The organism is Paenibacillus sp. MAHUQ-63, assembly GCF_028765165.1.
In the GTDB taxonomy this organism is placed as follows: Bacteria; Bacillota; Bacilli; order Paenibacillales; family NBRC-103111; genus Paenibacillus_E.
Window position 1 is genome coordinate 918,007 of record NZ_JARADB010000002.1, and the last position, 14,965, is coordinate 932,971.

9 protein-coding genes are annotated in these 14,965 nt (G+C 35.8%); 7 read left to right on the top strand and 2 right to left on the bottom strand.

The genetic code is table 11. The features are described from left to right. Positions 1 to 125: 125 nt before the first annotated feature. The 5 genes from hsdR to PUT07_RS12440 all read left to right on the top strand — a co-directional run bounded on the left by hsdR (position 126) and on the right by PUT07_RS12440 (position 9,453). A complete protein-coding gene (gene hsdR, locus PUT07_RS12420) occupies positions 126 to 3,377 on the top strand; it encodes a type I restriction-modification system endonuclease (protein ID WP_274468344.1) in 3,252 nt (1,083 codons plus the stop codon). A 104-nt stretch (positions 3,378 to 3,481) separates the two neighbouring features. Then, on the top strand, positions 3,482 to 4,906 hold the full coding sequence (locus PUT07_RS12425) for a class I SAM-dependent DNA methyltransferase (RefSeq protein WP_274468345.1): 1,425 nt from the start codon (positions 3,482 to 3,484) through the stop codon (positions 4,904 to 4,906). Then, positions 4,903 to 6,336, top strand: coding sequence for a restriction endonuclease subunit S (locus tag PUT07_RS12430; protein ID WP_274468346.1), 1,434 nt, complete (start codon positions 4,903 to 4,905; stop codon positions 6,334 to 6,336). Before PUT07_RS12425 ends, PUT07_RS12430 begins: the two co-directional genes overlap by 4 nt. A gap of 457 nt (positions 6,337 to 6,793) precedes the next feature. Further along, positions 6,794 to 8,092, top strand: a complete 1,299-nt coding sequence (locus tag PUT07_RS12435; RefSeq protein ID WP_274468347.1) for a hypothetical protein — start codon at positions 6,794 to 6,796, stop codon at positions 8,090 to 8,092. Between the two features lie 521 nt (positions 8,093 to 8,613). Next, on the top strand, positions 8,614 to 9,453 hold the full coding sequence (locus tag PUT07_RS12440) for a uracil-DNA glycosylase family protein (protein ID WP_274468348.1): 840 nt from the start codon (positions 8,614 to 8,616) through the stop codon (positions 9,451 to 9,453). A 215-nt stretch (positions 9,454 to 9,668) separates the two neighbouring features. On the opposite strand, the gene PUT07_RS12445 is transcribed toward PUT07_RS12440, so the two are convergent. Beyond that, positions 9,669 to 10,307, bottom strand: a complete 639-nt coding sequence (locus PUT07_RS12445; protein WP_274468350.1) for a hypothetical protein — start codon at positions 10,305 to 10,307, stop codon at positions 9,669 to 9,671. A gap of 638 nt (positions 10,308 to 10,945) precedes the next feature. Beyond that, positions 10,946 to 12,061, bottom strand: a complete 1,116-nt coding sequence (locus PUT07_RS12450) for a copper amine oxidase N-terminal domain-containing protein (protein ID WP_274468351.1) — start codon at positions 12,059 to 12,061, stop codon at positions 10,946 to 10,948. Positions 12,062 to 12,520: 459 nt separating this feature from the next. Between PUT07_RS12450 and PUT07_RS12455 the strand changes: the two genes are divergently transcribed. Both PUT07_RS12455 and PUT07_RS12460 read left to right on the top strand, forming a co-directional pair. Next, positions 12,521 to 14,182: a competence protein CoiA gene (locus tag PUT07_RS12455; RefSeq protein WP_274468352.1), complete on the top strand. Its 1,662-nt coding sequence runs from the start codon at positions 12,521 to 12,523 to the stop codon at positions 14,180 to 14,182. Positions 14,183 to 14,452: 270 nt separating this feature from the next. Next, on the top strand, positions 14,453 to 14,725 hold the full coding sequence (locus PUT07_RS12460) for a hypothetical protein (RefSeq protein WP_274468353.1): 273 nt from the start codon (positions 14,453 to 14,455) through the stop codon (positions 14,723 to 14,725). Positions 14,726 to 14,965: the final 240 nt, after the last annotated feature.

Here is a 14,965-nt window from a genome sequence, read left to right on the forward strand (position 1 = left end):
AGGAGTATAAATTCGGAAACGCTATGGACGTCTGGGAGATTTATTCTAACGTATTATAAGTGAATGTGTTGTGAAGGATATGCCATAAAATGTTATAACTTATTGTTCTTAAAAACGATGTAACAATGTTGTATAATTATTACAAATATTATTTCGAAAGCGGTGATAATTTGAGTAGCAACTTTTCTTTTTTTCATGGGAAATGGGATGTCCTGGCTAACCTGGGAGAGACCGCTGAGAAAAATTTGTATCATGACCCACACACAACGATAATGAAACTTCGTCTATTTGGGGAAACATTGACCAAGTTTATATTAGCGTCTGAAAACATACAAGAGGCTTTTGGAACGACACAAGCCGACCGTATTAATACACTACGGCGAGAAGGTTTATTAGAACCCGAATTAGTCGATATCTTCGAGACGCTTCGACGCAAAGGAAATTTAGCCGTTCACGAAGCAGGCTTTGGCAGTTCTGAAGAAGCTAAATCCTTGGTTCATTTGACCTTTCGTTTATCAGTTTGGTTTATGGAGGTTTATGGTGATTATGAATTCGTAGCACCAGAGTACATAGAACAACAACAACAAGAAGCAATCAATCCCGAACAGTTACAGAATGAATATGACGAAAAAGTAAAGAAGCTTGAGGAAGAATTAGAGAAAATTCGTAAACAGGCAGAGACAGAACAACCTGATGTAAAGAATGAGCGCAAAAAAGTATCTAAGAACTTCATTCGTGGTCAACAATTAACAGAGGCAGAAACAAGAATAATTATTGACGGAAAACTTCGCGCAGCAGGATGGGAAGCAAATACAACATCGCTCAATCACCATAAACACGGAACACTGCCTCGGAAAAACCATAACATGGCAATTGCGGAATGGAAAGTTGACGGTGGCAGAGCTGACTATGCGTTGTTTGTTGGATTAAATCTTGTTGGCTTAATTGAAGCAAAAGCAAAGAAAATAAACATACCAGCTTCTTTGGAAAGTCAAACAAAAGTATACGCAAAAAATGTAATTCAATTAGAGAATGAAATTATTACTCCTACAACGGGTACATATAAAGTTCCTTTCTTATATGCAACAAATGGAAGACCTTACTTAAAACAACTGAAAGAAGAGTCGGGAATATGGTTTTGGGACTCACGTAAACGGAAGGAACATGCCCGCCCACTTGAAGGTTGGCATTCCCCTGACGATTTGCAGTTGCTTCTTAGCCAAGATGATGTTGATGCGAACAAAAAGTTACAAGCAGAGGACATTACAAAGTTCGGTTTGCGCTCTTACCAGCAATCTGCTGTTCTTTCCGCCGAAGCGGCACTTATTGAAGGACAACGGAAAATGCTTATTGCAATGGCAACGGGAACTGGAAAGACCCGAACAGCAATTGCCCTTATGTACCGGTTAATTAAATCTAAAAAGTGTCGACGTATTCTTTTTTTGGTTGACCGAAACTCGTTAGGTCAACAGACTGAAGATGCATTGAAGGATACCAAGATTGAAGGTTATTCTTTTGCTGATATTTATGATATTAAATCACTGGAAGATATGACTCCGGATGTTGAAACGAAGGTTCATATAGCTACGGTTCAAGGAATGGTACGAAGACTGTTTTACAATGAGGCTGAAAAGATTCCAAGTGTAGGACAATATGATTTCATAATAGTCGACGAGGCACATAGAGGGTACACAAGTGACCGAGAAATGTCTGAGGATGAGCTACAGTTCCGAGACCAGAATGAATATATAAGCCAGTATCGGAGGGTTATAGATTATTTTGATGCAGCCTGTTTAGGGCTCACAGCTACACCCGCGCTTCATACGACAGAAATATTCGGTATGCCTATATACAAATATTCATACAGTGAAGCAGTATTAGATGGCTTTTTAGTTGACCATGAACCTCCATATCTATTTCAAACAGAACTTTCTCAACTCGGTATTACTTTCGAGAAGGATGAAGAAGTAGAAGTTTACGATGTTGATAAAGGTGAAGTAGAACTGGAGAAAATGGAGGATACAGTCCATTTCGAGGTTGAGCAATTCAATAGACGAGTAATAACAGAACCGTTTAACCGTGCCGTATTAAACAAATTAACAGAGTATATTGACCCGACAGGGAAAGAGAAAACGCTTATCTTTGCAGCCACTGACCAGCATGCTGATTTAGTTGTCCGATTACTCAAAGAAGCATTTAAAGAGCGCGGCGATGACATTGAGGACGATGCTATTGTTAAAATAACTGCGTCCATATATAAGCCATTGTCTATGATTAAACGCTTAAAAAACGAGCGACTACCAAATGTTGTAGTTACAGTCGATTTACTCACTACTGGTATTGATGTTCCTTCTATTACTAATTTAGTTTTCCTAAGAAGGATTCAATCCCGTATTCTATATGACCAGATGCTGGGACGTGCAACTAGGCTTTGCACCGAGATTGGGAAGACGCATTTTAATATTTATGATGCAGTTGGAATCTACAATAGATTACAAAGCTACACTGAAATGAAACCTGTAGTTAAACAGCCAAACATCAGTATCGGAGAATTGTATGAATCCCTTGCCAATTCTACTACAGAAGATGAAGCAACATTTTTTCGTGACCAATTAGTTGCAAAGTTACAGCGGCGTAAACAACGACTAAATGATGAGGCACAACAAAAATTTAAAGAGCTATCCAACGGAAAAAGTCTTGATGAATGGGTAAAGGAGATTCAATCTTATACGCCTAAAGAAGCAAAGCAACACTCGGTTTTGTTTGGGTATATCGAAACATATCGAGTACAGAGTGAGAAACGATACATTTCAAACCATGAAGATAAAGTGACAGAGGTAACCCGGGGATATGGAGAAGGTAACAATCGTCCAGAAGATTACCTGGATGGTTTTGCGAGCTTCATTCAAGAGAATTTAAACATAATCCCTGCTCTTCATGTTGTCTGCACCAGACCAAAGGATTTAACAAGACAAGATTTGCGGGAACTGATTACCATCCTGGAAACGAAAGGGTTCAAACAATCACATTTACAGACAGCGTGGAAACAAACAAAGAATGAAGATATCGCGGCGGATATTATTAGCTTCATCCGGCAAGCTGCACTAGGTGAAGCACTTGTCGAACATGAAACACGTATTAAAAGGGCAATGCAAAAAGTTTACTCTCTGCATGATTGGACGCCGCGACAGAAGAAATGGTTGGAGCGAATTGAAAAGCAGTTACTTCAAGTGCCGGTTTTAGCACCAACCCCACAAAATGCTTTCTCAGAAGAACCGTTCCGTAGCCAAGGCGGATATAATACGCTTAAACGTGAGTTTGGTGACTTGATTGATAATGTTGTTTATACAATAAATGAAAACTTGTATGTTAGTTAAAAATTTGTGCCTCTTCAAGGGGCACTTTTTGCGTTATAATAATAAGGCTCATAATTCGAGTAGTCAAACATGACTCAAAGCAAATTACTTGGGGGCTAAGAAAAGTGAATAATCAAGAAATCGTTCAAAAGTTATGGAATTTATGTAACGTGCTACGTGATGATGGAATTACATATCAGCAGTATGTAACGGAATTAACGTATCTTCTTTTCCTTAAAATGATGAAAGAACAGGGAACTGAAGCCGTCATCTCAGAAGGTTATCGTTGGGATGATTTACTTAAACAAGAAGGTACTGACCTAAAGAAATATTATCAACGACTTTTATTAGAGCTCGGAAATAGCGGTAACGTGCTACTACAACAAATCTACAGTGATGCTTCAACAAGTATTGGGGAACCAAAAAACTTAGAGAAAATTATTAAATCTATAGATGCACTTGACTGGTACAACGCGAAAGAAGAAGGGCTGGGAAATCTTTACGAAGGTTTATTAGAGAAAAATGCGAATGAGCAAAAATCCGGAGCAGGTCAATATTTTACACCACGCGTACTGATTGATGTGATGGTGGAACTTGTTGCTCCCCAAATTGGTGAGCGTTGTAACGACCCAGCAGCGGGAACGTTCGGGTTTATGATTGCTGCGGACCGGTACTTAAAGAATAAAACGGATGATTATTTTAACCTTGACCCCAAAGAGGCAGAATTTCAAAAGAAAGAAGCCTTTACAGGAATGGAACTTGTAAAAGACACCCACCGATTAGCATTAATGAACGCTCTTCTTCATAATATGGAGGGGCGTTTGGAACATGGAGATTCCTTATCTACAAACGGAGATTGGTTAAAGAGTTTTGATGTTATCCTGACAAATCCACCGTTTGGCACGAAAAAAGGAGGAGAACGTGCCACCAGGGATTTAACTTACGAAACATCCAATAAACAGTTAAATTTCTTGCAGGTCATTTATAATGCTTTAAAAGATAATGGACAAGCTCGCGCTGCAGTTGTGTTGCCAGATAACGTTCTATTTGAAGGTGGTGTTGGTGCACAAATTCGTCGCGATTTAATGAACAAATGTAATCTTCATACAATTTTACGTTTGCCTACGGGGATATTCTATGCACAAGGCGTTAAGACAAATGTGTTGTTCTTCACCAGAGGACAAACTGACCAGAATAATACAAAAGAATTATGGGTGTATGACCTTCGGACAAATATGCATTCGTTTGGGAAGCGTAATCCCCTAATTCATACGCATTTTGATGGCTTTATCAAGGCTTATAATGCCAAAGAACGCTCAAAAGTTGAAGATGAGCGTTGGAATGTGTTTTCAAGAGAAGAAATAGGGAAAAAGGATGACAGTTTAGATATTGGACTTATTGCAGATGAGTCATTATCTTCATACGCCAATTTACCGGACCCAATCGAAACTGCTGAGGAGGCAATTGCTAAACTTCAACAAGCAATGGATTTGTTAAATGAAGTTGTGGCAGAGCTTCGCGCATTGGAAGCGCAAGAGGTGGTTAAATGAACAACAAGAAAAAGAAATCCGAAGAATTATTAGAAGATGCATTAATACCTATGGAAGAGCAACCTTATGGAGTGCCGGAGAATTGGATTTGGGTAAGAACTGGAACAGTAAATGATATTATTACTGGCTCGACACCGCCCAAAGCAAATGAAGATTATTATGGCGGAGATTTTCCTTTTATAAAACCTGCTGATTTAGAACAAGGTAATCAGGTTATTATTGCTAATGAATACTTGAGTGAAAAGGGAAAGATGGTATCGAGGATAATTCCTAAAGAATCCACTCTCGTCTGCTGTATTGGTTCAATTGGTAAAGTTGGTTTTAGCTTGATTGAATCAGCAACTAATCAACAAATTAACTCATTGATACCAAATCATAAAGTTCTTGAACCGAAATTTAATTATTACCAAGTTTTAAATACCGATTACCAAACTCAACTATGGAAGCGTTCTTCAGCTACAACTATCTCGATAATAAATAAGAGCAAAATGTCAGAAATTCCAATGGCACTTCCTCCTCTCAACGAACAAAAACGGATAGCTGAAAAAGTGAAGAGTCTTTTAGAAAAAATTGAAGAAGCAAAGCAGTTTATTGAGAAAGCTAAGGAAACTTTTGAACTTCGTCGGGCAGCTATTTTGGATAAAGCATTTCGTGGGGAATTGACGAAGAAATGGAGACATGAAAATCCAGAACTTATTTTTCTGCCAATGAATGTTGAAAAAGTAAATCAGGGTAAAACTTTTCCTGAATCTTGGGTTATTTCAGATTTTCAATCCATAGCCGCGAATGAAAAATATTCATTAGCCATCGGACCTTTTGGAAGTAATTTGAAAGTCACTGATTATAAAGAAGAAGGAATTCCACTTATTTTTGTTCGTAATATAAGAAGTTCTAATTTTAATTTAGAACCAAGGTATATTTCGGTTGATAAGGCAAATGAACTAGAAGCTCATACTGTAAAATCTGGGGATGTATTAATAACAAAAATGGGAGACCCGCCTGGGGACGCTACTCTCTGCCCAGAATATATTGAAAAGGCTGTAATAACTTCGGATTGTATAAAAATTACAGTGAATCCAGAAGTGACCCTTAATAGTTTCGTAATGTATGCAATACAAGCACCATTTGTTCATAAACAAATAATAGAACAGGCTAAAGGTGTAGCTCAACAAAAAATTAGTTTGGAAATTTTCAAAAAGATGCAATTACCTATACCTTCTATAAAAGAACAAGAAGAGATAGTAAAATACATAGAAAAGTATATGAATTCGGAGAGCGAAACGTTGTTAAAAATCGAATTGATGTTGGATGCGATTTTAAAGTTGGAACAATCAATTCTTTCTAGAGCATACCGAGGTGAGCTTGGAACAAATGACCCAAGTGAAGAAAACGCGATAGGTTTATTGAAAGAAGTGCTTCAGGGACAATGAGATAATTATTAAGACATCCTAATTTGGGTGTCTTTCTTTTTTATGTTTATTATGGGACTTTGGCTTGAGCAAAATCACTCTTATAACTGGCAGATAACCTTGGTTTTACTTGTGAGGAAATGCTATCGCTACCAAAGCAATTGTACAAGTTTATAACTGATAATTTTTTCATATCTTTATTAAAATATTCGAAATAAGGTGTTTATAAAAGTAGCTATAAAAATTATTTTTTTTCTCGAATATGTAAGACAGAAGAAGTAAATAGAAATGGAAGATTGTAGAAGCTTGTAGTAAAATAGTTAAGTGGTAGGGAAATTATACTAATGAATATTATTATGAGATGAGATTTGAAGGAAAATAAATTATTTGGATATCTCATATAAAAATTTGATTAAATAAACTACTATTGGGGAAAAAAGATTTAATTCCATAGTTTAGAAGGGGAGAAAGGATAAAGATGTCTGTAAGAGTTCTGTGCAAAATAAAATTACCTTATCCTATTCGTTTAGAAGGTGATTTTGATGTAGTAAGCCCACAGTTTTCGTGTGATATTTTTAAAAGATATAAATTGACCTTTTTATTCAATGACGAAAATAATGAGGATATTTATAATCTAAATTTAGATAAAAATTTTTGTCAGTATGTAATGATAAACTGTGTAATTAAAGACTGGGACATTAGTGGATATAATCAGAAAATAATTGGGAAATCCGGACCTGTACAATTGAAGGATATAGTCTTTTTGGATAACATACCTGATGAAGAGATAAGGAAAGCTTTTGATTTAATTTCTAATAAATTTAATGAGATAATTTATCATATCAAAGAAAACTCTGGAATGTTCTGGTTAGATTCTATTCCAATTAATTATCATTCTGGAGTTATGGGAGTTAATACCCCCTTTGGCTTTTATACAGAGGATACAATAATTGAAAAGCCTATTATGACAACTACATATTATGATGATTTTACACAAAAATTAGAAGTTAAACATCTAAGTAGTAATCTACTAAAAAAATATAAAGCTGATAATTCTGATTGGGCACGTGTTTCTAATGGTTATTTATTGAGGGCTAAAACGGCATTATATGAACATAAGTATCATGATGCTATTATATATGCAGCCATATCAGCAGAATCATTTATCAAATCATATTTTACATATGTGAATAATGAAACAAATGATATTGTTTTAGAGCAATTGACTAAATCCAATCAGTATATTGTACATAGTTATTACAATGTGACGTTAAAGTATATTAGAAAGAAAAGTTTAGAAGAGATAAATAGTGTGTTGTATAAGAAAATAAGCGCAATTTATACACTGAGAAATAAGATAATGCATAGAGGGTATCTAGATATAAATACAATTACCGATTTAAACTTCGGCTGGTCTAAGATTGAATTTATGGAATGTAAAGAACTAATAGAAGCACTTCAAAAAACTAGAGAAGTTATAATTGATTTAGAAGAAAAATGGGGAATTGAGAATAAAATAGAGCTTATAAATAGTAGTAATTTATATTCTTTAAAAATAGTTAGTTTTGATAAATCCATGAATCTTTTGCGAGTTTTATTTGAGTATAATAATGCAAAATATCTTTTACTATGTAATTTTGTAGATAATGGTTGGAGAGTAGATAATATTTATCATGTAGACAGTAAATGTGAATGTGGCATTATATCTGTAATATGTAAAAGTGAAAATATGAAAAATATTTTATTAAAATTAAAGGGAATAACTATAGAGCTATAATAACATCTGAAGTCACTCCGATTTATCGGATTTCAGGAACTATATTTGATGAGTTAATTAAAAACGGCACAAATAACCGTAGTATCAAAATTTTAATGAGCAATCATGAATGGTTATTTTGATGATTATGATTTAGCCTATTAGTGTTTGTGACAAACACCAACAGCAGGACCTGGTATTAGATTCCTTGAGCCGACTAAATTGGCGGTGACAATCAGCAAAGTTTTAACTGTTTTTATAATCGCTTGGACAGCATTGCTGTCCACTTTTTATTGATTCTTCCAATATTTCATGACGAGTATCACTTTTTTGCAACGCGATTAGCAATTAAAACATCAATAATTTGCGATTTTATATTCACTTGACAGGCTGATTATGAAATTACTAGAAATTCTTAATGGCGGCAGCTAATAGTAACAAAGCAAAATCCCTTAAACTGCATCTTTTTGATTTTATTTATATTCTGAAAAATATTTGAATTACAACTGCAAAAAGTTACTCTAAATAAATGGGGGATTTATTTGGAAGGATTATATGAAAAAATAAAAAATTGTATTGAATGTGGTTCTAAAGATGACAGACAACCCACTTTTTGTGGGTATGACAAAATTACCCGTCATAAAGTAGCTTTAATTTTTGAAATCCCAGGTGGAGATACTGAGCATTCAACATTCTTCAACTATGTAAAGTTTTTGGAAAATAATAAAATGGGGAATCCCCTGTTATTTTGGCGCTATGGTACGGTAGAGTGGATGTTTAATAGAAAAAAAATAAGTGATATTTGTCGATTTGATATGCTGAGAGCAATATTAATTTATTTGTCAGAAAATGAAATTATCAACTTACAAAAAAGATATAAATTATCAGATGATGATGAGTTCTATATGTATTTGACGGATGGCTTTGTTGATGATGTGTACTTTACTGATATTGTGAAATGTCGACCAAGAAATAAGCAGATAATAATGGATGAGAAGGGTACCAATGCCGTTTCGAGATGTTCAAATAAATTCTTAATGGATGAACTTAACTTTTTGGAAGAATTACAAGTAATTATTACTTTTGGGGAAAATGCGATTAAAGCTTTTCAAAATATTGAATCATTCAATCTTGTCAAAGACACAAGTTTTGCAAATCCTGAAATTATTTCAGTTTCAAAGCCAAAAAGATTATTTCATGGTAATATTTACTGTTTAGAAGGAACACAATATAAGAGTCCTTATATAATTTCCTCGGTTCACCCCTCTAGATACTTTCGGTTGTCGAAGGAAGTTAAAGAAAATGTATTTCCAGTTTTAAAAAAAGCAATTAATCACTGTAGTAATTTAATATTGAAAAGAGACAATAAATATAAAACATAATTTTATTTCGAACAGCAATTTTATGAATAGTGCAGATAATAAATCATTATTTGCAACATAGTTTCTTCCCATCGTAGCCGTCCTTCAAAAAACAGCTACATTAATCCCGTTTAATCTTTTATCGCTGGGTAATACAGCTTTGCTAAATTTCACATGTACGAATAAATGAAAGACAATAAAAAAGGATGCCATCCGGCATCCTTTTACTTTACTCATTATTGCGTTCTTAGTTTGCAACTGCGTTCGTGTAAATTCATAGCACCACGATGATGGTGTTGATATCCGCAGCCATACTTACATGACATTTCTTCACGTTTCTTTGTTACTAGCCGTCTTCTATCCACCATAAAATATGCAATTGGCTCCACCCCTAATTTTTTTGTTATTACGCTTAAAAATTTTTCGTCGAATACAGGGATAAAATTAAAAATTTGCAATAAAGGAATTCGTTTATCCTCTGATGCACTCTTGAATGTTCTATACGACAGCTCAGTAATCCTAGTCTCTGGGTGCCAGCCTTCGAATATTGCGAGACCGCGAGATTCCTTTATGTTTAATTTATAGACACTTGGAAGCACTTCCCTGGTGTTGAACAAACGGTCTCCTGCTTTTATGCCGGTATGGGTAACTTTTTTGTAAGCAGGGTTTTCTACTTCTATGTACAAAGTTTTCAGTTTCCTTAATTTTCCTTGGTACCACTCCCAAAAGCCATCTGTTTTAACCTCCACCTTTCGTACTATGACTTGATGATGAAACGGCATTCGGTACCTAGTGTGACCTACGAAGGTGTACTTTTCGTCCTTTTGAAGCATACGTGCGATTTGTTCAATTCCGTTAAATCTACGAGTCTTCAAACCTTTTCCCCCTATTAATGGATTCGAGAGCAAATATTATTCTATAATAGTCAGATGAAATATGTTGTCAATTTTACACTGTTGAAAAATAATTTTATATGTCGTTAAAGTACATAGAAAATCGTAATATGCGCTTACCCAGGAAATAAAAAATATTTCGTGTTTTAAAAATCAAGTTCCAAAGGGTGTTGTATTAGGATGTACTATTGGGTATGAAGCCAATACACGCTATAGATTCTCAGGAAAAAAGCCACAAGCAGTTATTTTCCTTAACGTTGACGCTCTTTACCCGCAGAACAAATGGGTTTTAGCCCACGAAATTGGGCATGCATTGTCTCTTGAATACCGATATGCCCCCGATACCCCCGGAGGAAAAATCCACACCTCTTTTTAATCACAGTAGTAATCCTCTGAACTTGATGTACGGTGGTAATCTAGATGCCAATCGACCTGTTATTAAAAATGGTCAAGCGAGTCTCGCTAGGAAGAGCTTCTTAATGAGAAAATGCTAATTGTTGTTTTGTGAAGGTTATTGTTATAAAAAAAGCTGACAAATTTAATTTTGCAATAGTATAAAGACATAACCACTCCCTAATGGGAGTGGTTTTTTTAATAGAACTTCTCTTTTATCTATAAACTTAATTAGTGTAAATCAATACACTTCTAAATTCGTCATTCCATTCAACTGTTGCACCAAGTGCTTCACTTACAAATCGAACAGGTACCATTGTCTTATTATTATAAATAAATGGAGCAGCATCTAATAGGAAATATGAAGTAGTCGTTCCATCGGTGGAGTAGCGACCAACTGGATTACCAATTGTTAACCCAATAAAAAGGTTTTCTTTAGAAGCAAAAACCATCGAAGCCTCTGCATTCCATTCAACTTCAGCGCCTAATACCTCAAAAATGTCGCGCATTGGCACCATTACTCTGTTGTTTACCATTAATGGCTTTTGCTCCATATACAATAATGTATTATTAATATAGACGCTCTCGGGATAAATTTTTGCTGGAACAGTTTCTAATTGAGTAGGTACTGGCGTTGTAGTTGGTGTTGTTACTGTTACTGGTGTTGTCGTTGGCGTTGTCGTTGGTACTGCTGTTGGTATTGGCGTTGGCACAAGTGTTGGTATTGGAGTTGCTGTTGGTACTGGTATTGTCATTGGTGTTGGCGCAAGTGTTGGTATTGGAGTTGCTGTTGGTGTTGATATTGGAGTTGCTGTTACTGTTGGTGTTGGTGTTGGTGTTGTTGTTGGTGTTGGTGCTGGTGTTGGTGTTGGTGTTGGTGTTGGTGTTGGTGCTGGTGTTGGTATTGGAGTTGTCGTTGGTGTTGGTGTTGGCTGTTCTACTGGGATACTAAGATAAATGTTTATCTTTTGAGCATCTTCTGATGGCATAACTTTAATTAGTTCCGAATGATAAGTGCCACAAAATACACGCATCTCATAATAGGCGGAATATGGATTATTAATCAATACACTATATGAACCATTTTCTTTAGTGCTTGTCTCGTCAATTACATTAACCCCACCGATTCCATGTTCTATAAAGTAAGATGCGTCGTTTGCTTTTGAAATAACCTTACAACCAGAAGAGATAGGTTCATTTGTGTTTGAGTTAATTACTTTACCTTGTATTGAATAATGTCCATAAGTAGCATAAACCTCTGAATGAAAAGAAATGCTTAACAAGATAATGCAGAGCAACAATACTACAATAGGTAATTTCATGATTTTAATAACACTTCCCAATAAAATCCCCCCCTAAATTACTCCAAGCACGCATATATCTGAGATGTAAATACGTTTAAATTGTATCAAGTAACGTTATTATCATCAATAACCTTTTCAGTCGATAGAGGGACCTAAGCTATCGGACACAATAGTTCAAAAAATATAACACTTACGCCACTCATTTTGAGTGTTTTTTTTGTGGTGAAAAAAAACCCGAACTTTCATAGTGCTTTTTATTAAAAATAAAACGGATGGACCGGGAACAGCTTATTCTTCCGTTGTATTCTTTATTTTTTTCTTTTTCTTGCTTGTTCCATAGGGAAAATAGTAATCTCTAATGAGAAGGTAAAAATAGCCAATGAGATTAAGAGGTAGTGGGAAGCTTTTTTAAAAGAGTTAACGCAACGCTTTTTAAACAGATTTCATAAATGGTTGTGAATCCACGAACCAAAAGCCTAAATGAAAGGGAAAGTCACCATGTACGTAGCTGTTACCGAGAGCGGTAAAAAAATTATTCCATTCCAGTTTGAAAACGAAAACGAAATTAGGTTGCTATCTGAGGGTAAGAAATTACAATGTCCGGAATGTGGGGATAGAGTTATATTTCATTCGGGTCCTAAACGGATGGGGCACTTTAAACATTGGAGAGTTCGCAAATGTGAAAATGATTGGGAGCCCGAGACCGAAGAACATATCAAAGGGAAACTCTTGATGTATTCGTACTTAAAAGAAAAATTTCCACAAGCACAGGTGGAATTTGAATATAAAATCATCGAAACCGGTCAAAGAGCTGACGTCATCTGTATTCATCCCAATGGAGAGCGTTGGGCGTTTGAGATGCAATGTTCAGAGATACCGGGAGAAGATTGGTGGGACCGGCATCAGCTTTACAAATCAGCCGGCATCAAAGACTTCTGGTTGTTAGGGGAGTCTGTGCATCGAACAGGACGAACACAGCATGAAATCGACCCGTTAAAACATAAATTTGTTTCGCTGCCAAAGGAAATCTTTTTGAAGCATGGAGCTGTTTATTTCCTGAATGTTGAAACAAGGGAAGTTCGCTTACTCTATAAGATGAATGCCGACTACCATAGCCATTGGGATACAACATTCATCATTGAAAATGTAACCGATGACCTTCATCAGTTGTTTTCGTATAAACATTACATGGTCAATGAGGAATTACAAAAGAAATTAATGGCATATGAAGAAGCCGAACGCAAACGGAAAGAAGAAGAGGAAAGGGCGCAGCAGGCAGAATTAAAAAGGCAGGGACGAGAAGAGCGAGATGCCGCGAGACAGCTAGAGATAGTCAGAAATCGAAACAAAATAGCCGTCATTGATGCGAAAACCATTCTTCATGAAAAAATATCTTTAGCAGACATCACATCAATGATAAAAAGGGAACAAGATAAGAAGCTTTTTCTAGACCTTCTGCAAAAACACAAACTAAATGCCGACAATTTTCCGGGGTTTCTCAGGGTTTGGACGTATACTGGACATCTCATCCAAGTTCCAGCTCCCGTTTGGCAGCTTTGGCTCTATGATAAATACATCTTTAACCGAATTGAAACTAAAGCCTGGATTCCAACGATTAAGGATGAACTAGTGAAGGTGTTTAACGTCACCTATGTATCCAAAGCGGATAACATCCATTTTTCCTTTGCGATATGGAGTTATTTCAGGGCGATTGGAAGTATTGGTTTTGCCATTCAACTAGGGGAACGAAATGGAAACTATCAAGAAATCTTATTTGACAAAATTCCGTATGTGGAAGATAGGACATTAAATCGACGGGTTGCCATTTCTTTATCGTACATGGGTCAAGAGGACATCTATAACGGGTATGACCTCTTTTCAGAAGAAGTCGTGCGGCAGGAGAGCCGGGTTTTCTTTCAGCAGTGTGAAGACTACAAAAAAATGCTGTACCCGGAAATCCGCAAGAGAGTGCAAGAGCGAAGACATGAACTTTCCATCACCAAGGAGCTCAAGAATCTTATCTATACCCTGAATATTCATCATGCACAAGGCGACATTGAGTTAAATGAAAAAGTACGGATTTTCTTATTTCCACTTACAAAAATTTCAGCAAAATCATTTCTTTTTCCGAAAAACAAATCTTATTTATTAACCGAATAAAAGCCGATGCCGAAAAACAATTAAAAGCACCGATTCATATCCAAACCGCGATGCTTGAAGTGCCAAAAAGCAATAGATACGTCTACGGACAAATCAATCGAGGGAAATGGTAACGAAGTTTTTCGCAATGAAAAAACCTAATGACATGATGTTCTTTGGGTTTTTTTATTTGTATCCAAATACATCGAACGTCAATTTCAAATTTGTTGCCTTGCAATATACTGGTGAAGGCTTAGGTAATTATTTAATGCTTTAAGGGGAGAGAATATTTTGATAACACTCCATAAATCTGTTATTGAAGCATTTAAGGTTTTGGGTGGTATAAGGTCAATTTCAGAAATTGAACAATGGATAAATAAAAAGTATGGGGAAATATGGGCTGGTATTGGGACGACTATGGCTGATATGGTCCCTAATCACTTGCGCGGTAATACTTCATCACAAATGCCAGAAGAATACAGTGTACTGGTGAGAGTAGGGAGAGGTCAATACAAATTAATTGAAGGGAGAGAAGGCTACGATACAAAATCATTGTCAATATAGTTTTTACTTTGTGTACATTAAAGCCAAAACCAGAATCCATCTAAATGGAGACTGGTTTTTTACAATTACAGACTATTAATAAATTCTCTAAACGTGTGTGCTATATTCGTTATTTCCGACATCATCCTAAAATTCTTTAATCTCTTACCAGTACATATTAATTCCACACTTCCATCGGTTGCTGCTGCGTCATTCTTAAGTTTTGCTTTTAGTTCTTCGAAGTAAGATTTGTATTTTCAA

What these genes read in the sequence shown, in the direction of transcription:
- hsdR (WP_274468344.1), top strand. Translation starts at nt 126, where the DNA reads ATGTTGTATAATTATTACAAATATTATTTCGAAAGCGGTGATAATTTG.
- PUT07_RS12430 (WP_274468346.1), top strand. Translation starts at nt 4,903, where the DNA reads ATGAACAACAAGAAAAAGAAATCCGAAGAATTATTAGAAGATGCATTA.
- PUT07_RS12435 (WP_274468347.1), top strand. Translation starts at nt 6,794, where the DNA reads ATGTCTGTAAGAGTTCTGTGCAAAATAAAATTACCTTATCCTATTCGT.
- PUT07_RS12455 (WP_274468352.1), top strand. Translation starts at nt 12,521, where the DNA reads ATGTACGTAGCTGTTACCGAGAGCGGTAAAAAAATTATTCCATTCCAG.